This is a genomic window from Bradyrhizobium sp. 1200_D9_N1_1, assembly GCF_052075915.1.
Classification (GTDB): domain Bacteria; phylum Pseudomonadota; class Alphaproteobacteria; order Rhizobiales; family Xanthobacteraceae; genus Bradyrhizobium; species Bradyrhizobium diazoefficiens.
Map to the genome: position 1 here is coordinate 4,972,471 of NZ_CP197226.1, position 17,002 is coordinate 4,989,472.

The following is a 17,002-nucleotide window of genomic DNA, read 5'->3' on the forward strand; positions in this document are numbered from 1 at the left end:
GTAGTGCGGCGCTTCGTTCTGTCAACATTGCAGTGAAGTAGACAATGCCCAGAAAGCGTACCGAGTTAAAACCCACCAATGATGCCGATGACGGCAAGGTGCGGCTGCGATCCTTGGCCGATCTCGACCAACGCACCGTGGCCGCTCAGAAGGCCCGCACACTGGTCGAAAACATCGAGGCGGACCTTGGGGGCGCGGATCGCCTCTCGACGGCCAAGCGCACCCTGGTGACGCGCGCAGCCGTTACTGCCGCCATCGTCGAGAGCATGGAGGCGGCGGCGCTCACCGGCGGGGAAATCGACCTGGCGGGCTACGTGGCTCTAACCAACAACCTGCGGCGGCTGCTCACCACGCTCGGGCTCGAACGGGCTGCCAAGGATATCACGCCCAATCTGGACGCATACATTGCGGGGAGGGTGGGTCGATGAACATTCTTGAGGCGATCGACGATCCCAACCTATTCGGCCCTTGGTTCAAGGACGCTAAGACGTGGACGGCCTGGCGCGTCTTCCTGGCAGCGCTGTTCGGCCTGCCGATGACAGACGAGCAGCTCGCGGTCTACAAGGAATGCACCGGCCGCACCGAGCCGCCGGCAGAGGCCGCCACCGAGGGCTGGCTTCAGGTGGGCCGCCGCGGCGGTAAGTCGCTCAACATGGCCCTGATCGCCGTCTACCTGGCAACGTTCCGCGATTATCGACCCTACCTCGTACCGGGCGAGCGCGGGCTCGTGGCGGTCATGGCTAGCGACAAGAAGCAGGCCCGCACGATCCTGCGCTACGCAAGCGCGATGCTCACCCGCATCCCCATGCTGGCGAAGATGGTCGACCGCGAGCACGCCGAGGGCTTTGACCTGAACAACGACGTATCGATCGAAATCACGACGGCCAGCCTACGTGCCGCGCGCGGGTATACGATGGTGGCCGCGCTGCTCGATGAGATCGCGTTCTTTCGAAGCGAGGACTCCGCCAACCCGGATTACGAGATCTTGAACAGCATCCGGCCAGCCATGGGCACTATCCCGAACGCGTTGCTGTTGTGCGGGTCGTCCCCGTACTCAAAATCGGGCGAGCTATACCGAAACTGGAAAGAGTACTTCGGCAAGCCAAACGACGACGGTGTGCTGTTTTGGAAGGCACCGACACCCACGATGAACCCGACGTTCCGACGCCGCATCATCGACAAGGCCCTAGAGCGCGACAAGGAAGCCGCGACCGCCGAGTACCTCGCCGAGTTTCGGAACGACATCGCCAGCTTTGTCGACCGCGAGATCGTCGAGGCGTGCGTGACCAACGGCGAGCGCGAGCGCGCGTGGAGTAGCCAGCACCGTTACGTCGCATTTGTCGACCCGTCCGGCGGTAGCTCGGACAGCATGACACTTGCCATCGGTCACCGCGAAGCCAACATGACCATTGTTGACGTCGTGCGCGAGATCCCTGCGCCGTTCGATCCGGAGAGCGCGACAGAGGAATACGTCAAGTTGATTAAGAGCTATCAGATTTCCTATGTCACGGGCGATCGCTATGCCGGCCAATGGTGCCAGCAGGCGTTTCAGAAGCGCGGGATCACATACCATCCCTGCGACACGCCGAAATCGGGTCTCTACACCGATCTATTGCCGAAGCTGAATTCTAAACTGATCCGCATCCCGGACGCTCCGAAACTCGTCAATCAGCTTGCGTCGTTGGAACGGCGCACCGCACGCGGCGGTCGCGATTCAATCGATCATGCGCCAGGCGGCCACGATGACGTGGCCAACGCGGTGGCCGGCGTCGCGCACTGCGCGGTCAACCGACACACGATCACTCGCACACCGTTACGGCTTTGATGTTCGAGTTGCGCGTTAGGACTTGTTCGGATTTGTGCCCACAAAGAGGTACACGAGATCGCCGTATTCGGGCACGGTAGGTTTGTCCAATTCTACCTTGTACGGCGTCGTCGCTTCGACCGCCTGCTTCAATAGCCCTGCCTTCGCGGCGCCCGCCCCAGCAATGATACCATGATGTGCACCGCCACCGTCCGAGAAAGTGGCACCGTCCCAACCAGCCTTTATGAAGGCCTTGTGGAAGGATTGAGCCAGATCTTTGCCGAGCTGATTGACGTACATGATTTGCACCCGGTGTTTCTGCAAGGTCTTTAGTCGATCGGCGAGGTCCTCAATCTGACGATCCGTCAATGGTAACCAGTTATAGCCAACCGTTAAGGAAATAATCCGGTTAAGACCGCTGAGTTCACCTTCTAGCCGATCTACTTTGGTTTTCGCTTCTTCAGGAGTCGAAACCGACAACTTCTGCTTGAAGTCGTCACGCTGCTTCTCAGCTAACTCGGCTTGAGCTTTCGCAGCTATGACCTGACCCGAATAATAAAGTGAAGCCAGGAACCATACAGACGCACAAATCGCGGCCCCGAAAGCCAAAAAGGGCACGGGATTGGCTTGAATGATAGGCCAGTACTTTTCTAGGTCCATTTTAACAATACTCGCGCCGGGAGCATGAACTAATCGCCCTGAATGTGATTCGCTTCTACCCAAAAAAGCGCGTTGCCGGACAGCAATTTTGAGCAAACACAACCAGTGATTTGTGCAATTTTAAGTTGACACACTTTAGGTAGGTTGAAATCCGCCAAATTTAGTGTAGTATCGCTGGTGTTCTCTACGGGACCAGCGGCGAGATGCCGTAGCGGTCTTTTACGACAGCGGGATGCTGCCGGGAGCAGAAGCACTGAGGTGCTCGCCCCCGGCTTTTTTGCGTCCGGCGCGAGCTTCACCGGAGCCGCGTGTGTCGAACAGCAATCACGATAAGATCGTATGGGGCGCGGCCGCTATCGCGCCGATCATTGGTCGCACTGAAACGAGCGTGTTTCGTGCGCTCGAAAGCGGACGCGTGCCCGGTGCTCGCAAGATCGCCGGCCGATGGGGCCTGCACGTGCCCACCTTCCTCGCCAGTTTCGAACCCAACCCAACGCCGCGCGCGAGCGTCGCCGCGTAACAACAGGTCATCACCAAAATGAACCAGCCATATTACCACCACATGGAGCAGGCTGCCGCGGCGATTTCAAGCGCACCGGTCCGCAACGCGCTGATCGGCGTCATCGCGCTGCAACGTACCTTGGACGACGTGACGCGATCGTCCGTTGCCAATGTTCGCAACGACAAGGATCTCAGCCCGGCCGGAAAGACCAAGAAGGTGCGCGACGTTATTGGCCCCCGCGCATGGGAAGTGATCAAAGCCAAGATGCTCGCCCGGCGCCTGGCCGAACACATCGAAGAAAAGCGCGCAGCGCTGAAGCTGCCGGAGATCGATAAAGCCGACGCGGCCGGCGCCATTCTTCGCAATCGCGTCCGTGACCAGCTCGCTGGCAAGACCAATCAGGAATTACGCGGCCTGATCCCGGCCATGTCGCCGCTTTTCCTGACTACGATTTTGGAAGCGCCCGAACTGATTGGCGCCGATGCGCAGACTGTGGACATCGCGCGGAACGCGGCGAGCGAACTTGCGCACCCCGGCATGACCGCCACACTCGACGCCGAGCGCGACGCGGTGAACCTACTCGTGAACGCCACCAAGGCAGCCGCGAAGACCTACGGCGAACTCGGCGAATTGCCGAACGATACCGCGCTCGAAGGCTTTCTGAACGAGCGCGTCGCCGATCAGCGGCACATTGCCGCCGAAGTCGAACGCATCGTTCGCAACGAACCGTAACCCCACCTGACAGAAAGGACGATCCAACATGATAAAGAAACTCGACGCGGACTCCGCAGCAAAGCAGGTGACCGAAGCATTGCAGCCGGTCGCCGACATCAACGCAGCTGCGGGTGTTAAGCAGACGCCGCTGCCGGCTGAGCAACCGCTGCCGGCTCCGCTCGCTCGCGCACTCGGACAGACGAAACGATGAAAATCGGCGAAGTAAAGAATTGGAATGATGAACGCGGGTTCGGATTCCTGCGCGTCGACGGGCACGACATCTTTTGCCACGCCTCGGCGCTTCCGCGGGGCACGACCAGCCTCAAAGTTGGCACACACGTCGGATTTGACATCGGAATCAACGAGCGAACCAGCAAGCCGATGGCTACCAACGTTAGGCTGGTTTGATGTCCGACGCACTCAAAGAGATCGTCCTCGACGTTGAAACGGAACTTCTGACCGGAATCCGCAGCGGCGCTGACGAAGCCGCCCTCGCAGGTATCCGCGACCGAGCATTTGATCGACTGCGCGCGGTCAAGGAAGGCCCGTCGCCTCCATGCCTTGAAACGATCTTCGATGTTGCCGGCGAGATCGGTCTGAAACTTGATATGGCGTTGAAGGTAGTCAGCTCGTGACCGCAGTGAACATCATTGCTTCGAAGCGGCACAACTGCATTACGATCGCAACGGACGCGGCGACGTATGACGATCACGGCTTCGTCGGTGAATTCCGATCAAAGGTGCACTGCATTCCCGAGTGGTCGGCTGCAATCACGGGCCGCGGTAATTCGTTCGGTCAGGACGTTGCAGTGCGTGAACTCATGGGCCGCGCGTCAAGTTTCGACGAGCTGATCGGCATCGCTGCGCGCGAGCTGCCTCTCATCGTCCATCAATTCAAATTGGAGCGGCCGTTTGAACTAAACATGGCGGGCTTCTTCAAGGGCCGGCCGATGACGTTTTTCATTCGGACTGCGGGCGGTCACGACAGCATGGCCTTTGGTTCGCAGCCGTACTTCCTCTTGCCAGTTGGCCCGACACTCTTTGGTCCTTGGCCATCTGACGAACTGATTGCTGAATCCGGTTTCGTCGAACCGAACCCCGACGACTCGTCGGAGAACATCGCGCGAAGTCTGCGCAAGCTGCTCGAATTACAGCGGCGCACCCCCGCGGAGGATGGATTTTCGCGCGTTGGTGGGTTCGTGGAAATCACCACCATTACGCCAAACGGTATCGATCAGCAGATCTTGCATCGTTGGCCGGAAGATCGCGTCAGCGAACGTATGTCGCCTGCGCCGATCGATTGGTCATCGTGGAACCGGGAGCACGGATTCTAATGGCGCAAATCGGCATTTTCCGGACGAGCGACGCCGCAAAAGCGATGGCTGACCAGTTTCAGAGCTGGATCGATCGCGGGTTAGTGGACCCGAAGAATCTCGAACAATTCGCAGCCGCGAGCAATTTCGCGGCGAAGCAGGTTGAGGACTTGGCCGATCAGGCGAAGGTTGCTGGCGCAGCCCTACCTCAATTCCAGCAAGCCTTGAACGACGCCGGCAGCGCACGAAAACAACTCGATTCGTTGATGACGGAGGGAATGTCCGTCAACCGAGGATTTTTCACTACATTCGGGCAGCAACTCCGCCAGGGCGCGAGCGCGTGGGACGCATTCAAATCCTCCGGTCTCGATGCCCTTGGTAAGATCGCGGACAAGCTTGCGTCTATGGCGGCCGATAAATTGTTCGCCTCCGCATTCGGCGGGTCATCGGGTGGCGGCGGATTGCTCAGCCTGTTCGGTGGTGGCGGTGGCGGCGGAACCATGAGCATTGCCGGTGATCTCGGCGCCGGGACTGGCGGCCTTTCCTTCCCGATGTTTGCCAGTGGCACGAATTCAGCGCCTGGCGGCCTGTCGATCGTCGGCGAAAAAGGCCCCGAACTGGTCAACCTGCCGCGCGGTGCCCAAGTGTTCAACGCCGGCCAAACGCAGGGCATGTTGAGCGGCGCGGGCGGCGGCCAGCCGGTAATCATGAACGACAACCGGCAAATCAACATTGGCGAAGGTGCATCAGCCGAGACCGTCGCACAGCTTCGCGAAGAATTGGCGCGGGATCGGGCCAGCCGCTACGCCGACACGGTGCGAATTGTGCAGGACGCCAAGCAGAAGCGGAAATTGAAATGATCAATCTGGGCAGCCTTCCTCCTGAACTCACCGAGCCACCGCAAGATGCTCGCGGCTGGATCGCCTTTCAGCCGACCACCGGCAAGGTCTGGTGGAAGATCGATGGAAAATGGCTCCCAATCGAAGAAGCGCTTGCGCTTAGAGAAGCAAGGAAGAATTCGCAATGACCGCACTTTCCAGTTATTTCACCGGCACCGCTTCGGTTGCGGCTGACGGCACGACCGTCACGGGTACGAGCACGCTTTGGCTCAGCGCCGGCAATGTCAAGCCGGGTGACTTTTTCCAGAGCGGGCATTTCGGCGTGTTCATCACCGATGTCACGGATGACACGCATTTGGTCGTGACGCCCTGGCCGGGATCGACGCTAAGCGGTGCTTCCTACACGATCTGGAAAGTCGCACGACCTTCGATCGTTGACATGTCCGTTGCAAAGGACGTCAACAAGATCGTCACTGCGATGGACACGAGCGGCTTTTTCGTTTTCGTGAACATCAACCAGACCACGCCCGATCCTTCGCTCGGTGACGATGGACAATATGCGTTCCAGCCGACGACCGGCAAGACGTGGGTGAAGTCGGCGGGCGTCTGGTCTTATATCAGCATTTACGTTTCAACCTCCGACTATCTATTCGGCGCGATCTACGACGCAAAGGCGTTCGGGAATGTAAGACGGCTCATTAAAGCGTTCGCCGATGGTATTTCGACGGCTTCTGCTACGTTGACCAATGCCGTATTCGATCTTGTGAACAGGAAGATCACTCCCAGCACTTCAACCGGAGCAGCCTCTACAGCGCTCAGCGCGTCATTGAATGGCAATTCAAGCGGTTCAGGGGGAACTACTTATCGCGTTGTAATCGCCGCAGCGCAGCTTGCCGCCGTCTCGGGCTCTTATATCCGCGTTCGGCTCATCCCGGCGACGTCGGGCAACAACACGTCAATTTCTGCGGCCTTCATCGGGAAGAAGGGCGGATCGGCGCCGAATTTCGATGGTGGTCAGGTTCCCTTGTCCTTCTCCGGAAATCCCGGCGTTACGCTCACGGTGGGCGGTTCAAGCGTTACAAGCGACTGGATACCGTTCGCGTTCTCAAACGCAAGCGATCTCGTTTTGTCGTTCGAGGTCATTGGTACGTCAGACACCCGAACAAATAATGCCGCGACGGGCATCACGGCATATTTCAAAGCCACCTCGGCAGAAGTTGGGCTCACAACCGTCACAGGCTACAGCAACGCGGCGAACTTCTCTTTGATCTTCGATTTAATCGAGGTTGCCCCCGCCACCTACGGAAATATGACCGTCGTAACCGCCGCTCAGACCGCCGACGCTTCGGTCAGTCAGGTGCAAGCGATCATCGAATACAATCCTGTCGCTGCTGTGACCCTGAACACTGATCTGACGGCAGAAGTGACGTGTGATGGCGGCGCGCACTGGACCGCTGCGACTCTAAGTCTGCTCGGGACAGGGCAAGGCGGTAACAAGGTGGCGAGTACACCGAGCCAAGCGACGACCGCCGGTACGTCAATTCAAGCCAGAATCAAATCTGCCAACGGCAAGAACGTTGAACTGCACGGAGTCGCCCTAAAATGGCTTTAGAAAACACTCGCAATTTTTGGTACCGTCGTTACAAAATGCTCGATCCTACCGCTTACACATACGTGAGCGGGAGCAATAAGACATGGGTTGTTCCGGCCGGACATACTTGGTACGCGCTCAACATGTGGTTCACCCTGGTCAATGGGGTCGGCCCCTATTTCCATCGGCTACCGAGCGTTGAGAACGTAATCGAACTCCCCGCCGGAACGGTCATATCGACCGCTGCGCAATCCGGATTTATGTACTATTGCGATGTTGCGTCCGGCACTGAGCCGACCCGCGACCCCCAAGAGGATTACTATCGGCGCCTGGGGCTTCTTTCCAGTGTGCCGATCCAATCGTTGCGAGCAACGCTCCCAGTGGGATCGGCCGCCAATACAACCGCCAACGCAAGCTTTTCAGGTACGTTCAACGGCATCATTCGCGGCGTCGCGAATATCGATGTCGCATGGACGATCACCTTGGGGGCTGCCATGAACCTTCACGAAGAAATCAGCGACGCACATCAACAGCGGCTTACGAGTGCTTTGCTTTTTCCGTTCGTTTCAACGACCGTTACAGGAATCCAGATTCAGACAGGCAGCACGTCCGGAAATGGCACGGACACGTCGTTGGCGGGCGCTGGGCAGATCCTATATCAGGCCTTGCCGGCCGGCTGGTGATCGGGCACAGCATCAGCGACCTACGGCATGAAGGCTGTGGCCGTGGTCGGATAGGTTCGATGGCCGTTCAAGGTGTTCCTAGCATCCGGTCTAGCGGGTTCGGGGCGTTTTCCAACTCCGGAAGGTCCGAAAACGCCGCATCGAGCCGCAGGCGATCCCATATGACCCGCGCGCCGACTCGCTTTGGGCGGGGCATCTGACCACTGGCCACCAGTTCGTCGAACTTGGTCGTCCCCACGCCGATGTAGCGGGCGGCTTCGTCCCGGGACAGCCCGCGCGGCGGGTAGGCAATCGGATCGGCGCGCGCGGTCATTCCTACGTGGTCGGCTTTGCCGGTTTGCGCGCTGCGGCGACCGGTGCAGCCGGCGGCGGGGGAGCAGGCGTTTCCATGCTGACTTTCAATTCGTCGAGCGTCTGCTGTGTCTTGTTGACGCCTTCGCCCGCGTTGACCGGGGTCACACGTTCAAACGCTGAGCCAGGGTTGGTGACATACATTCCCGACGCGACCACACGAGTGGTGTCGCCGATCGGCGCAAACGTGAACACGATCCGTTCGGCCGGGATGCCGTCATACTTGGATCCGAGCAATAGCGCTGCACCGAAATTTTCCGACGGCTTTTCGACCTGCAAAAGATACTCGGTGTCCTTCGTCACGTTGAACCGCTTGTCCATCGCGAGAGACAACAGCCGCGCCTTGATCGCGGCAGTCGTGGCGCGGATCGTGACTTCCGGTTTTCCACTCGCCGTGTCCGGCGCCTGCGCTGCGGTTTGACAGCCGGCTAGAGCGATGGCCAGAGCGGCCACCATTGTGCAATTGCGAAGAAACATACGCGCCCCCTGAAATACAGACATTCAAACGCAACTTTGGCGAGAGCGCAACTGGAAATTATATGTGAAAACAAGTGCTTATGGAAATTGTCAACATAAGATCCGTCGAGGCTGTGCTATTCCCCGGCTATGGCCGCACCCGAACCCCGCTTGATGTCCGGCGCCGACGTGGCAGTCTATTGCGGCGTAACGCTCGCTACGCTCAGCAAATGGGTCACCGACGGCCGACTGCCGCCGCCATTGCCAGGGACACGCCGCTGGGACCGTAAGGCGATCGATTTAGCGCTCGACAAGCTGTCGGGGATCCAAGCGCCACTTTCCCCGGAGGACGAAGCAGAAAAGGCGTGGGAAGAGTGGCACGCCGAATACCGAGCCAAGCTCACCGCGGCCGTCACCGAACCAGTTCGCCTGAAGAAAGATGGAACGCCGGCCAAGAAGCCCGGTCCTCGTCCGTTGCCGCGAGATCGATAGATGCGGCGATGACCGATGACGCCCTGATCACCCTCGACGAGGCCGCCAAGCTCATTCCTGGCGCGGACGCGGACACCCTGAAGCGCATGCACCGGGCCGGCAAGCTGGTTTGCTACAAGCCCGGCAAGAAGCTTTTGACGACCGCTGCGAACGTCACAGAGGCGGTGAAGGTCAATTGCCGCGCGACGCCAGCAAGGGCTCCGCAGACTCGTCCTGATGCGGCGTCTATAGAACGGTCGCGCGCCGCCTTGGACCTCGTGCTATCCCGTCTGCCGACAAAGCGAAGGGCGGAACGAGCAAAAGCCCGACCGCCCCGCAAGTGATTGTCAGGCGTAATATTGACGTTCGCGCCGACTGCGCCGCGCAGCATGCCACTGCACGTCCGCCTCGGTGTATCCCGGCAAAGCCAGGAGCCGGTCGCGCAGGCCGGCTACCGCAGCCTCTCGCGCGCCGACGCTGGTCAGCCTGAGGCCATGTCCGCGGGCCACCGCGATCGCGCTGCGGATGGCGGTCGGGCTGGTGTCGGCGGCGAACGCCTGTACAGCGGCTTCGTACTCGCGGCGCTCCATGTGAAATTCGAGATAGCTGCCGGCGCTTGAAAAGAACGCGCCAGGCAGATTTTGGTCGGTGGTGCTGCGGGCGACATTAATCATGCTGCTCTCCGATTCGGCTGGGCACCTTGCCTCAAGCTCGGAAATAACGTATATGCGATATATGCGATTGTCAATAACGCATATGCGCTATTTGTAAGGAGTAAGCGATGCCGCGTCCTGAAATCTATCCGGTCAAGAAACTTGTCGGCCTCAGTGAGAGCATGTTGGAGGCGATCGACAAATGGCGCGCTAAGCAACGACCCATTCCCAACGTTTCGGACGCGATCAGGCAGTTGATTGAGATCGGACTGAAGGCGCCGCGGGCGAAGGATCGCGACTGAAGCGCCAACGGTCACTTTGGCGGATGAGACTGGCCAAAATACTCGCTCAAGCCGGCCAGAAGACCACCGCTCGGCAACGGAGGCGGCTTCAACGTTTTAAGCGCGTCCGATAAATAATCGGCCAACCGATGATACATGAACATCTTCAAAGTCGGAGCGAGAGTAGGGGAAGGTAGTTTCAGCGATATGCCCGTGACGTCTTCAACGATTTTCCCGTTGCCCTGCTGCTCTTCGGCGAGGATGTCCTGAAGCGGTCGGTGCATGTTACGAACGTTATGCGCGTACCGGTTCCTCACCCTGGCGACGCCTTCGATAAATCGGACTTGATCCGGTCGAAGCAGACCCAAACCCTTCGCTAGCGCCACTTTCCCCGTGCGTCCTGAGATGTTCAGCCGCGCAACAAACCCTTGGAAGCTCTCTTCGCTTTCGTCTTGCGACATCACACCAAAAACCGATCGTGGTCGGCGCGTGGAGATTAGGTCGTTCAACATCGGCTCAATGACCGCATAGGTTTTCACCGTTGCGACGTAGTCCGGATCCTGCAGGATCGATGAGATCGTTGCGGTCGGAACCTCTAAATATTGCTCCGCGGCGGTCACACTCTTTTCGACCTCCGCGGCGTACTTTGGCCACCAGACGTCGAAGGGTTCTTTGGCGGGCTCCGTGATAAGGCTTTCGGGAATTGCCCCGGAGATCGGCTGCTTTGGCATTCTGCTCTCGAATCGAACCGTCACGGCGCTTGTAGCACATGGATATAGTGGCCCGGTTTGCGCACGTGGGGCAGGGCGTGGGTCAAACCGTAGAAAATCAAAATAGATTAGGTAAAACAGTGCCCTTCGGTTGACACCCCTTCCGCCAGTTTCGACCGAAATGTGTAGGGCCGAACTTTGGGCGGCCGGTTCACGCCGGCGGGCCTCCTTTAAAATTCGTTAGTTGGGGGTGCTGCCGCTCTTGGCCTTGGACGAATGTTTCACTACTGATTTAGGCGGTGCGGCCCGCTTCTTCGACGCTTCGTCGCCGCGGGCAGTTCCCCACGGATCTACGGCCTTTTGGTCAGGAACGTTGCCGAGGGAGCGTTGATAGGCGCGCTCAGCCCGAATGTCGTCCGCCTTCTGCGTCTCCGTCTTGTCCTGGGACTGTTCGCCATACATTGGAACATGGTCCTGCGCCAATGCGGTCGGTGCGATCAGAGCAAACATGACAGCGACGGCGATTTTGCGCATCGAGAAAACCCCCGGTTCTGCGACGAGCATAACATCGCGCCGATTGCGGCATCAATGGGCGCGGTTTGACAGACACCCCTTCCGCCATACGATCGGTCGGGCGTTCCCGGGCAGGTAATCGGTGAACCAGACGTCCAATCCGGCCGCGCTCGACAAGCTCAAGCTTCGTATCCAGGCGTTGCGCGCCAAGACGATCGCCAATGGCTGCACCGAGGAAGAGGCGCTGTCGGCCGCCGCCAAGGTCGCCGAGCTGCTGGATCGCCACGATTTGTCGCTCTCCGACGTCGACCTGCGGGCGTCGCCGTGCGAACGGAGGGTCTTTGAGACCCATCGCAAGAAGCGAATTCCTCTGGACGATTGCATCGGCGCGCTTGCTCATTTCTGCGATTGTCGGGTCTGGCGCGAGAAGAATGCGGCCGGCGAGAGCAGCTATGTGTTCTTTGGTCTCGGCGCGGATGTCGAGGTCGCGCATTATCTGGCGGAATTGATCGACGGCGCCGTGCGCGCCGAGCTTGGTCGCTTCAAGACCTCGGTCGACTACAGCAGGTTCCGGCACCAGGAGCGGCATCTGGCCAATGCCTCCTTCGCGCTCGGCATGGTGGCGTCAATCGCGGACAGGCTACAGGCGATCAAGGCCGGTCGCGATCAGGTCAACGAAAGCACCGGTCGCGGGCTGGTCGTGCTCAAGACCTCGGTGGTCGATGCCGAATTCGACAAGCTCGACCTCAAGCTCCGGACCCAGCGCAGCACCGGCCGGATGGTGTCGATGGCGGCCTATGAAGCCGGCGGCGCCGCGGGCGGGTCGCTGGCCATCAATCCCGGCCTTGGCGAGGCGCAGCGACCCAGCGCAGCACCGGCCGGATGGTGTCGATGGCGGCCTATGAAGCCGGCGGCGCCGCGGGCGGGTCGCTGGCCATCAATCCCGGCCTTGGCGAGGCGCAGTCAGGGACCACTCCCAAAGGACGCTGATCGCATCGGGGCAAGGGACGATGCGCCGATGTATTTCGGAATAATAGCAGCATACCCCTGTTTTGCCCGACGTGCCAAAGGGCCTTGCGGGGGTGGGACGCCCAAGCTGTTGATCCCAAACGCATTGGCTACTGTGCATGGGGTTGCTTTCGAAAATTCCAGCGGGCCGCGCCGAAATGCCCGCTCGTCGGCGTTAAGCCGGCGCGCGCAAAGAAATAGGTCGAGCCGGCTCTCGATGGCGCCTCTAACTATCTGATATTTCGTTTCTTTATTCGGTTGCGGCAGGGCTTCCGGTTCGGTTCGGGGAACTCTTTCGCTGCGTCCGCGTTGTCTTGCCATGACCGAAGATCTTTCCTTCCGACGCAAACCCTTGACCCCCGAACAGCGTCAGGCGCGCGATGCGGCACGCCGGATCGAGGCTGAAAAGGCCATGCGCGACCACGAGGAGGCGCAGAAGCAGTTCTACGCCAACAAGGAACGGCTGCGGGCCGAGCGGCTCGCACGCGAAGCAGCGACGGCAAAGGACTGACCGAACGCGGTCGCCGCGCCAGAACCTCCGGATGGATATTCCAGCCGGGCCGGACCTAGTGCCGTTGCGTCGTGCTGAAGGCGAGCTTGAGCGCCTGGACGGCGCCTGCCAATGCCCCGCGGGGCGATTGGGCCTCGATCGCTTCGGCTGCGATGCGGCAATCGTCGGCGACCTTGAGCAGTCCGTGTCGTGCAAGGTCCATGGTGGAGAGGGCGGCCTGCTCCAGGCAGACCCGTTCAAGCCGTCGAAACTCCCGCAGCTCTCTGTTCATGCGTCAGCTCTCGATGTCCCCGGGCTATGCGGCGCTGAGTCCACTTAACAAAGAGTAAACGCTTTCCTGTAGCCGGTCTGGCTGGCGCGGAGCTGGCCGGCTGCCGTGATGGCCGGCCCTGCCGCAAGCGGCGGGCTTGACGGCGTTTGGCTTCCGCCGGAAGATTCAAATGATCCTCAACTGACGTGAAAGACGGAGACGTTCGCTCCCAGCCAGTCCGATCCGCAGCAGCGAAAACGAAATGGAGCTGACCATGACCACGTTCGACAAGCGCGAGCAGGGCTTTGAAGCCAAATTCGCCCACGACGAGGAGCTCATATTCAAGGCCACGGCCCGGTCGAACAAGCTGCTCGGGCTCTGGGCCGCCGGCCAGCTCGGGCTCAGCGGCGATGCCGCCAAGAGCTATTCCACGGCGCTGGCGACGGACCATCTGGAGAGCCGGACGATGGACGAGGTCCTGGACAAGGTGTCAGGCGATCTCGCCGCCAAGGGGGTGGCGCGCGAGCAGGTCGCCGCGAAGTTCCAGGAATGCCTGCATCAGGCCATTCAACAACTCGAAGCCAAAGAGTGAGCGCCGCGCAGTTAGGCGCTCACAGCTCCATGTGGACGATCTCGATGGGCTCGCCGCCGAGGCTGTGAGAGAACTGCCCTCTGCCAGGCGGTGGGGCGCAAGGTGAGCGGGCTGGTCCTACTCGGCATGCTTGTTGCGCATTCCGGAATCGCTGAGCTTGTCGACGTAGGCGATGCCTAGCGCCGAGACGATGAAGGTGATGTGGATCAGCACCTGCCACATCACGCCGGTCTCGGTGAAGCCGGCGCGGTTCGAGCCGAGATTGCCGGCCTCGATGAAGGTGCGGAGCAGTGCGATCGAGGAGATGCCGATGATGGCCATGGCAAGCTTGATCTTCAGCACGCTCGCATTGACGTGGCCGAGCCATTCCGGCTCGTCGGGATGGCCCTGGAGATCGAGCCGCGAAACGAACGTCTCGTAGCCGCCGACGATGACCATCACCAGCAGATTGGAGATCATCACGACGTCGATCAGCGCCAGCACGCTCATCATGATCTGCTGTTCGGTGAGATCGAGGGCGTGCCAGGACAGATGCCAGAGCTCCTTGAGGAACAGCGCGATGTAGACGCATTGCGCCACGATCAGTCCGAGATAGAGCGGCAGTTGCAGCCAGCGCGAGCCGAAGATGATCATCGGCAGCAGGCCGAGGCGCGGCGAGGGCGGGCGGGCCTCGGTCGTGGGGGCAGGCTCAACCGACATTCAGGCAGCATCCTCGCATCGAGATGATCTGGCTTTCATGTAGCCCGGCAAGATGGCCGGCGAAAGACGCGCGGTGCGCTTGCAGCCTTCCGGGGATCGTGCCGTTTCGTGCTACCGTGCCGGGCGGCCGTCGCGACGGCCTGGATCGCGGGAGGCGGGACGTGCGGAGCGGCTTTAGCAGTGGGCCCGGGAGGATCGCGCTTGTTGCGGCGATAATGATGCTTGGCGGGGGCGAGGTGTCGGCTACGCCGTTGACGCCGTTTCGCTACGAGGCGCAAGCGCAGCGCCATTGTCCGCATGACAAGGTGGTCTGGCTGGATTTCAGGAAGGGCGTCTACTACGCCAGGGGCCAGAAGCGATACGGCCAGGGTTTTGACGGCAGCTTCGTTTGCCTCGGCGAGGCCCGCGACAGCTTCTATCGTCGCTCGCTGCTCGGCCTGCGCTGAGCGGCGCGCGACGGAGCGCGAAAACGATCCGGCCTATTTCCGGTCGGGCAGCTTCACCGGGATATGCGGGGAGGTGCTGATGACCCTTGGACTTCCGTCCGGATAGGTCCGGCCGCCGCGGATCAGCGATTCCAGGACCAGGAAGAATTTCTCGGCAAGCATTGCGTCACCTTCGTTGGTGATGGCCTCTTGAAATGAGTCGAGGCGCCGAACGCGGAAATTCAATCAACTAAACGGGAGCGGGACAATTCCGGGACAAACACCCGTGTTGCGGGGCAGTACGGTCGTGGTCGGAAACACCGGGAAAGGGGGCTGTGATCAGCCGAAGGCCAACGCCACCAGGCTCGAGCACAACAGCACCAGACCGCCTGCGGTCAATGCCAGGAAGCCATCGGATACGAGGTCATGGTTACGCATTGGACACCTGCCGCTCTCGTCTGCGATGCTCGATCGGATCGCTTGAAATTGCCCGAACGTCCCGTCTTGAAAGAGGTGATGCTTGCCGCCCGCGCGAGTGCCTCAGGCCCTCGTACGGTAACCTTCAAACGCATGGGCCAGGAAGATCCCCGCGCTTACCAGACCCATCAGTGCCGAAACCGTCTCGATCATCGTTAAATTCCAAATCCCGCCCTTGCATGCGAGAGAACGCGTGCGGCCTTGCACAGTCAAAAGAATTCCAGTGAGTGGCGCGACAATGGGGGTGGAGTGAGGATTTAGCGCAACAGAATGTCCAGGAGTGGCACAGAGCAGGTGCCTGTGCTCCGTAGATGAACGGGGGAAAGCGAACGCGCCGTTTACCATCTCCGCGCGATCGCCGCGGGCTCCCCATTTCCGCCGTGTTCGGGTTGCGATATCGTCACGACGTCCGAAGCGGTGGTGGGCCGCCTCGGAGCAAAGGACCGGACAGCGCTCCCCGTCGAAGCGGGGTGGGTACGCCTCCGGCGAAATGGTATTTGGGGCGAATGGGGATCCGACGGTCAGATTCGGTATTGCGGGCCGCGCGTGGTGTTGCGGCGGCCGCGACCTGCCTCGCGCTCGCCAATTGCGCGTCCTCCAACAAATTCGCCAGCCGCGTCGATCCGAAATATGGCGTGTCCTCGAGCCCCCGGGTCGTGGCTTTGGGTGATCCGGTCCCGAAGGGCGGCGGCACCTACCGCGTCGGCAAGCCCTACGTCGTCGCCGGCCGGACCTATGTGCCGGAGGAGGACGTCAACTATCGTGCCGAGGGCATGGCGTCCTGGTACGGCGACGATTTCCATGGCCGCCTGACCGCCAATGGCGAGGTGTTCGACATGGCCTCGCTGACGGCGGCGCATCCGACCCTGCCGATGCCGTCCTATGCCCGGGTGACCAACATCTCGAACGGCAAGTCACTGATCGTCCGCGTCAATGACCGCGGTCCCTATCACGGCAACCGGCTCATCGACGTCTCGAACAAAGCCGCCGAACTCCTTGAATTCAAAGGCAATGGCGTCGCCAAGGTCCGCGTCGAATATGTCGGCCGGGCGCCGCTGGAAGGTTCCGACGACCGCCAGCTGATGGCGACCCTGCGCACCGGGATCCCGGCGCCGTCGCCTTCGATGGTCCGGGTCGCCTCGGCAAGGCCATTCGTGCCGGAGCTGCCCTCGTCGAACCGTGGCGCCATCCGCGGCGAGGTTCCGATGCCGGAGGGGCGGCCCTACAGTCTCGGCAATACCTCGGCCGACATGGCCTCACTCAATGCGAGCTCGGAAATGTCGGCCTCGAGCCGCAGCCGGGGCCGGCCGCTCCAAAACGCGCGCGCCGTGTCCTATGACGAGGACGGCCGCTACGCCACCGAGAGCGCGCCCTCGGCCGCCTATGCGTCTGATGGCGCGGCGGAGGCCCGCAGCATCCTGAGCGGCCGCGGCCTCTACTAAACCCGGACAATCACCGAGCGGTTTTGACGTTGCTGGCTAACGCCTAGAACAGGATTCG

28 protein-coding genes and 1 pseudogene are annotated in these 17,002 nt (G+C 60.6%); 20 read left to right on the forward strand and 9 right to left on the reverse strand.

The window, feature by feature from the left end; all coding sequences use genetic code 11:
• Positions 1 to 44: 44 nt before the first annotated feature.
• Both AB5K84_RS24015 and AB5K84_RS24020 read left to right on the forward strand, forming a co-directional pair.
• Positions 45 to 428, forward strand: a complete 384-nt coding sequence (locus AB5K84_RS24015; protein WP_441232651.1) for a hypothetical protein — start codon at positions 45 to 47, stop codon at positions 426 to 428.
• Entirely contained in the window at positions 425 to 1,825 is a 1,401-nt protein-coding gene (locus AB5K84_RS24020) for a hypothetical protein (protein WP_441232652.1), read from the forward strand. Before AB5K84_RS24015 ends, AB5K84_RS24020 begins: the two co-directional genes overlap by 4 nt.
• Before the next feature lie 15 nt (positions 1,826 to 1,840).
• Here the strand turns inward: AB5K84_RS24020 and AB5K84_RS24025 are convergent, their stop codons facing one another.
• The gene (locus tag AB5K84_RS24025; RefSeq protein ID WP_441232653.1) at positions 1,841 to 2,464 is read right to left on the reverse strand and encodes a hypothetical protein; all 624 of its coding nucleotides are present in this window, start codon (positions 2,462 to 2,464) and stop codon (positions 1,841 to 1,843) included.
• A 310-nt stretch (positions 2,465 to 2,774) separates the two neighbouring features.
• On the opposite strand from AB5K84_RS24025, the gene AB5K84_RS24030 reads away from it, so the two are divergent.
• Genes AB5K84_RS24030 through AB5K84_RS24075 form a run of 10 tightly spaced genes read left to right on the forward strand, consistent with a single transcriptional unit; the run spans position 2,775 to position 8,105 of the window.
• Positions 2,775 to 2,984 (forward strand): hypothetical protein, encoded by a 210-nt coding sequence (locus AB5K84_RS24030; protein ID WP_441232654.1) that lies wholly within the window; start codon positions 2,775 to 2,777, stop codon positions 2,982 to 2,984.
• Between the two features lie 18 nt (positions 2,985 to 3,002).
• Positions 3,003 to 3,698: a hypothetical protein gene (locus AB5K84_RS24035; protein WP_441232655.1), complete on the forward strand. Its 696-nt coding sequence runs from the start codon at positions 3,003 to 3,005 to the stop codon at positions 3,696 to 3,698.
• 28 nt (positions 3,699 to 3,726) lie between these two features.
• Positions 3,727 to 3,891 carry a hypothetical protein gene (locus AB5K84_RS24040; RefSeq protein WP_441232656.1) on the forward strand — a complete coding sequence of 55 codons (165 nt, stop codon included), beginning with the start codon at positions 3,727 to 3,729 and terminating at the stop codon, positions 3,889 to 3,891.
• Positions 3,888 to 4,088 carry a cold-shock protein gene (locus tag AB5K84_RS24045; protein ID WP_441232657.1) on the forward strand — a complete coding sequence of 67 codons (201 nt, stop codon included), beginning with the start codon at positions 3,888 to 3,890 and terminating at the stop codon, positions 4,086 to 4,088. Before AB5K84_RS24040 ends, AB5K84_RS24045 begins: the two co-directional genes overlap by 4 nt.
• The gene (locus tag AB5K84_RS24050) at positions 4,088 to 4,315 is read left to right on the forward strand and encodes a hypothetical protein (protein ID WP_441232658.1); all 228 of its coding nucleotides are present in this window, start codon (positions 4,088 to 4,090) and stop codon (positions 4,313 to 4,315) included. Before AB5K84_RS24045 ends, AB5K84_RS24050 begins: the two co-directional genes overlap by 1 nt.
• Positions 4,312 to 5,013 carry a hypothetical protein gene (locus AB5K84_RS24055; protein WP_441232659.1) on the forward strand — a complete coding sequence of 234 codons (702 nt, stop codon included), beginning with the start codon at positions 4,312 to 4,314 and terminating at the stop codon, positions 5,011 to 5,013. The genes AB5K84_RS24050 and AB5K84_RS24055 overlap by 4 nt, the downstream gene beginning before the upstream one ends.
• Complete coding sequence (locus AB5K84_RS24060) at positions 5,013 to 5,852, forward strand: hypothetical protein (RefSeq protein WP_441232660.1); 840 nt, start codon at positions 5,013 to 5,015, stop codon at positions 5,850 to 5,852. The genes AB5K84_RS24055 and AB5K84_RS24060 overlap by 1 nt, the downstream gene beginning before the upstream one ends.
• The gene (locus AB5K84_RS24065) at positions 5,849 to 6,019 is read left to right on the forward strand and encodes a hypothetical protein (protein ID WP_441232661.1); all 171 of its coding nucleotides are present in this window, start codon (positions 5,849 to 5,851) and stop codon (positions 6,017 to 6,019) included. Before AB5K84_RS24060 ends, AB5K84_RS24065 begins: the two co-directional genes overlap by 4 nt.
• Positions 6,016 to 7,443: a hypothetical protein gene (locus AB5K84_RS24070; protein ID WP_441232662.1), complete on the forward strand. Its 1,428-nt coding sequence runs from the start codon at positions 6,016 to 6,018 to the stop codon at positions 7,441 to 7,443. Before AB5K84_RS24065 ends, AB5K84_RS24070 begins: the two co-directional genes overlap by 4 nt.
• Positions 7,434 to 8,105 (forward strand): hypothetical protein, encoded by a 672-nt coding sequence (locus AB5K84_RS24075; RefSeq protein WP_441232663.1) that lies wholly within the window; start codon positions 7,434 to 7,436, stop codon positions 8,103 to 8,105. The genes AB5K84_RS24070 and AB5K84_RS24075 overlap by 10 nt, the downstream gene beginning before the upstream one ends.
• 67 nt (positions 8,106 to 8,172) lie before the next feature.
• Here AB5K84_RS24075 and AB5K84_RS24080 read toward each other — a convergent pair whose 3' ends face one another.
• Both AB5K84_RS24080 and AB5K84_RS24085 read right to left on the reverse strand, forming a co-directional pair.
• The gene (locus AB5K84_RS24080) at positions 8,173 to 8,418 is read right to left on the reverse strand and encodes a helix-turn-helix transcriptional regulator (protein WP_441232664.1); all 246 of its coding nucleotides are present in this window, start codon (positions 8,416 to 8,418) and stop codon (positions 8,173 to 8,175) included.
• Positions 8,419 to 8,420: 2 nt separating this feature from the next.
• Positions 8,421 to 8,933 carry a hypothetical protein gene (locus AB5K84_RS24085; RefSeq protein WP_441232665.1) on the reverse strand — a complete coding sequence of 171 codons (513 nt, stop codon included), beginning with the start codon at positions 8,931 to 8,933 and terminating at the stop codon, positions 8,421 to 8,423.
• 153 nt (positions 8,934 to 9,086) lie between these two features.
• Between AB5K84_RS24085 and AB5K84_RS24090 the strand changes: the two genes are divergently transcribed.
• Both AB5K84_RS24090 and AB5K84_RS24095 read left to right on the forward strand, forming a co-directional pair.
• Entirely contained in the window at positions 9,087 to 9,404 is a 318-nt protein-coding gene (locus AB5K84_RS24090) for a helix-turn-helix transcriptional regulator (protein WP_441232666.1), read from the forward strand.
• A gap of 8 nt (positions 9,405 to 9,412) precedes the next feature.
• Positions 9,413 to 9,727, forward strand: a complete 315-nt coding sequence (locus AB5K84_RS24095; RefSeq protein WP_441232667.1) for a hypothetical protein — start codon at positions 9,413 to 9,415, stop codon at positions 9,725 to 9,727.
• Between the two features lie 3 nt (positions 9,728 to 9,730).
• Here AB5K84_RS24095 and AB5K84_RS24100 read toward each other — a convergent pair whose 3' ends face one another.
• A complete protein-coding gene (locus tag AB5K84_RS24100) occupies positions 9,731 to 10,057 on the reverse strand; it encodes a hypothetical protein (protein ID WP_441232668.1) in 327 nt (108 codons plus the stop codon).
• A 107-nt stretch (positions 10,058 to 10,164) separates the two neighbouring features.
• On the opposite strand from AB5K84_RS24100, the gene AB5K84_RS24105 reads away from it, so the two are divergent.
• Positions 10,165 to 10,338, forward strand: coding sequence for a hypothetical protein (locus AB5K84_RS24105; RefSeq protein ID WP_441232669.1), 174 nt, complete (start codon positions 10,165 to 10,167; stop codon positions 10,336 to 10,338).
• An 11-nt stretch (positions 10,339 to 10,349) separates the two neighbouring features.
• On the opposite strand, the gene AB5K84_RS24110 is transcribed toward AB5K84_RS24105, so the two are convergent.
• Together AB5K84_RS24110 and AB5K84_RS24115 are read right to left on the reverse strand one after the other, a co-directional pair.
• Positions 10,350 to 11,048 (reverse strand): hypothetical protein, encoded by a 699-nt coding sequence (locus AB5K84_RS24110; protein WP_441232670.1) that lies wholly within the window; start codon positions 11,046 to 11,048, stop codon positions 10,350 to 10,352.
• A gap of 219 nt (positions 11,049 to 11,267) precedes the next feature.
• Positions 11,268 to 11,561, reverse strand: coding sequence for a hypothetical protein (locus AB5K84_RS24115; protein WP_063921621.1), 294 nt, complete (start codon positions 11,559 to 11,561; stop codon positions 11,268 to 11,270).
• A gap of 121 nt (positions 11,562 to 11,682) precedes the next feature.
• On the opposite strand from AB5K84_RS24115, the pseudogene AB5K84_RS24120 reads away from it, so the two are divergent.
• Together AB5K84_RS24120 and AB5K84_RS24125 are read left to right on the forward strand one after the other, a co-directional pair.
• A pseudogene (locus tag AB5K84_RS24120) lies at positions 11,683 to 12,402 on the forward strand (DUF7168 domain-containing protein); the annotation flags it as partial.
• Positions 12,403 to 12,867: 465 nt separating this feature from the next.
• Entirely contained in the window at positions 12,868 to 13,059 is a 192-nt protein-coding gene (locus AB5K84_RS24125) for a hypothetical protein (protein ID WP_028174031.1), read from the forward strand.
• Between the two features lie 55 nt (positions 13,060 to 13,114).
• Here AB5K84_RS24125 and AB5K84_RS24130 read toward each other — a convergent pair whose 3' ends face one another.
• Positions 13,115 to 13,330, reverse strand: a complete 216-nt coding sequence (locus AB5K84_RS24130) for a hypothetical protein (RefSeq protein WP_028174032.1) — start codon at positions 13,328 to 13,330, stop codon at positions 13,115 to 13,117.
• A gap of 253 nt (positions 13,331 to 13,583) precedes the next feature.
• Between AB5K84_RS24130 and AB5K84_RS24135 the strand changes: the two genes are divergently transcribed.
• A complete protein-coding gene (locus AB5K84_RS24135) occupies positions 13,584 to 13,901 on the forward strand; it encodes a DUF1476 domain-containing protein (RefSeq protein WP_038967566.1) in 318 nt (105 codons plus the stop codon).
• 117 nt (positions 13,902 to 14,018) lie between these two features.
• Here AB5K84_RS24135 and AB5K84_RS24140 read toward each other — a convergent pair whose 3' ends face one another.
• Complete coding sequence (locus AB5K84_RS24140) at positions 14,019 to 14,600, reverse strand: TIGR00645 family protein (protein WP_011087294.1); 582 nt, start codon at positions 14,598 to 14,600, stop codon at positions 14,019 to 14,021.
• Between the two features lie 215 nt (positions 14,601 to 14,815).
• Here AB5K84_RS24140 and AB5K84_RS24145 point away from each other — a divergent pair, with 215 nt between their 5' ends.
• Positions 14,816 to 15,046: a hypothetical protein gene (locus AB5K84_RS24145; RefSeq protein ID WP_085966842.1), complete on the forward strand. Its 231-nt coding sequence runs from the start codon at positions 14,816 to 14,818 to the stop codon at positions 15,044 to 15,046.
• Positions 15,047 to 15,079: 33 nt separating this feature from the next.
• Here AB5K84_RS24145 and AB5K84_RS24150 read toward each other — a convergent pair whose 3' ends face one another.
• Entirely contained in the window at positions 15,080 to 15,208 is a 129-nt protein-coding gene (locus tag AB5K84_RS24150; protein ID WP_256380384.1) for a hypothetical protein, read from the reverse strand.
• A gap of 800 nt (positions 15,209 to 16,008) precedes the next feature.
• Between AB5K84_RS24150 and AB5K84_RS24155 the strand changes: the two genes are divergently transcribed.
• Entirely contained in the window at positions 16,009 to 16,944 is a 936-nt protein-coding gene (locus AB5K84_RS24155; RefSeq protein WP_051000380.1) for a septal ring lytic transglycosylase RlpA family protein, read from the forward strand.
• The last annotated feature ends 58 nt before the right edge of the window (positions 16,945 to 17,002 follow it).

What these genes read in the sequence shown, in the direction of transcription:
- AB5K84_RS24130 (WP_028174032.1), bottom strand. Translation starts at nt 13,330, where the DNA reads ATGAACAGAGAGCTGCGGGAGTTTCGACGGCTTGAACGGGTCTGCCTG.
- AB5K84_RS24035 (WP_441232655.1), top strand. Translation starts at nt 3,003, where the DNA reads ATGAACCAGCCATATTACCACCACATGGAGCAGGCTGCCGCGGCGATT.
- AB5K84_RS24095 (WP_441232667.1), top strand. Translation starts at nt 9,413, where the DNA reads ATGACCGATGACGCCCTGATCACCCTCGACGAGGCCGCCAAGCTCATT.
- AB5K84_RS24145 (WP_085966842.1), top strand. Translation starts at nt 14,816, where the DNA reads ATGATGCTTGGCGGGGGCGAGGTGTCGGCTACGCCGTTGACGCCGTTT.
- AB5K84_RS24140 (WP_011087294.1), bottom strand. Translation starts at nt 14,600, where the DNA reads ATGTCGGTTGAGCCTGCCCCCACGACCGAGGCCCGCCCGCCCTCGCCG.
- AB5K84_RS24075 (WP_441232663.1), top strand. Translation starts at nt 7,434, where the DNA reads ATGGCTTTAGAAAACACTCGCAATTTTTGGTACCGTCGTTACAAAATG.
- AB5K84_RS24105 (WP_441232669.1), top strand. Translation starts at nt 10,165, where the DNA reads ATGCCGCGTCCTGAAATCTATCCGGTCAAGAAACTTGTCGGCCTCAGT.
- AB5K84_RS24100 (WP_441232668.1), bottom strand. Translation starts at nt 10,057, where the DNA reads ATGATTAATGTCGCCCGCAGCACCACCGACCAAAATCTGCCTGGCGCG.
- AB5K84_RS24015 (WP_441232651.1), top strand. Translation starts at nt 45, where the DNA reads ATGCCCAGAAAGCGTACCGAGTTAAAACCCACCAATGATGCCGATGAC.
- AB5K84_RS24050 (WP_441232658.1), top strand. Translation starts at nt 4,088, where the DNA reads ATGTCCGACGCACTCAAAGAGATCGTCCTCGACGTTGAAACGGAACTT.
- AB5K84_RS24070 (WP_441232662.1), top strand. Translation starts at nt 6,016, where the DNA reads ATGACCGCACTTTCCAGTTATTTCACCGGCACCGCTTCGGTTGCGGCT.
- AB5K84_RS24125 (WP_028174031.1), top strand. Translation starts at nt 12,868, where the DNA reads ATGACCGAAGATCTTTCCTTCCGACGCAAACCCTTGACCCCCGAACAG.
- AB5K84_RS24090 (WP_441232666.1), top strand. Translation starts at nt 9,087, where the DNA reads ATGTCCGGCGCCGACGTGGCAGTCTATTGCGGCGTAACGCTCGCTACG.
- AB5K84_RS24135 (WP_038967566.1), top strand. Translation starts at nt 13,584, where the DNA reads ATGACCACGTTCGACAAGCGCGAGCAGGGCTTTGAAGCCAAATTCGCC.
- AB5K84_RS24150 (WP_256380384.1), bottom strand. Translation starts at nt 15,208, where the DNA reads ATGCTTGCCGAGAAATTCTTCCTGGTCCTGGAATCGCTGATCCGCGGC.
- AB5K84_RS24065 (WP_441232661.1), top strand. Translation starts at nt 5,849, where the DNA reads ATGATCAATCTGGGCAGCCTTCCTCCTGAACTCACCGAGCCACCGCAA.
- AB5K84_RS24020 (WP_441232652.1), top strand. Translation starts at nt 425, where the DNA reads ATGAACATTCTTGAGGCGATCGACGATCCCAACCTATTCGGCCCTTGG.
- AB5K84_RS24060 (WP_441232660.1), top strand. Translation starts at nt 5,013, where the DNA reads ATGGCGCAAATCGGCATTTTCCGGACGAGCGACGCCGCAAAAGCGATG.
- AB5K84_RS24110 (WP_441232670.1), bottom strand. Translation starts at nt 11,048, where the DNA reads ATGCCAAAGCAGCCGATCTCCGGGGCAATTCCCGAAAGCCTTATCACG.
- AB5K84_RS24025 (WP_441232653.1), bottom strand. Translation starts at nt 2,464, where the DNA reads ATGGACCTAGAAAAGTACTGGCCTATCATTCAAGCCAATCCCGTGCCC.
- AB5K84_RS24040 (WP_441232656.1), top strand. Translation starts at nt 3,727, where the DNA reads ATGATAAAGAAACTCGACGCGGACTCCGCAGCAAAGCAGGTGACCGAA.
- AB5K84_RS24115 (WP_063921621.1), bottom strand. Translation starts at nt 11,561, where the DNA reads ATGCGCAAAATCGCCGTCGCTGTCATGTTTGCTCTGATCGCACCGACC.
- AB5K84_RS24080 (WP_441232664.1), bottom strand. Translation starts at nt 8,418, where the DNA reads ATGACCGCGCGCGCCGATCCGATTGCCTACCCGCCGCGCGGGCTGTCC.
- AB5K84_RS24085 (WP_441232665.1), bottom strand. Translation starts at nt 8,933, where the DNA reads ATGTTTCTTCGCAATTGCACAATGGTGGCCGCTCTGGCCATCGCTCTA.
- AB5K84_RS24045 (WP_441232657.1), top strand. Translation starts at nt 3,888, where the DNA reads ATGAAAATCGGCGAAGTAAAGAATTGGAATGATGAACGCGGGTTCGGA.
- AB5K84_RS24155 (WP_051000380.1), top strand. Translation starts at nt 16,009, where the DNA reads ATGGGGATCCGACGGTCAGATTCGGTATTGCGGGCCGCGCGTGGTGTT.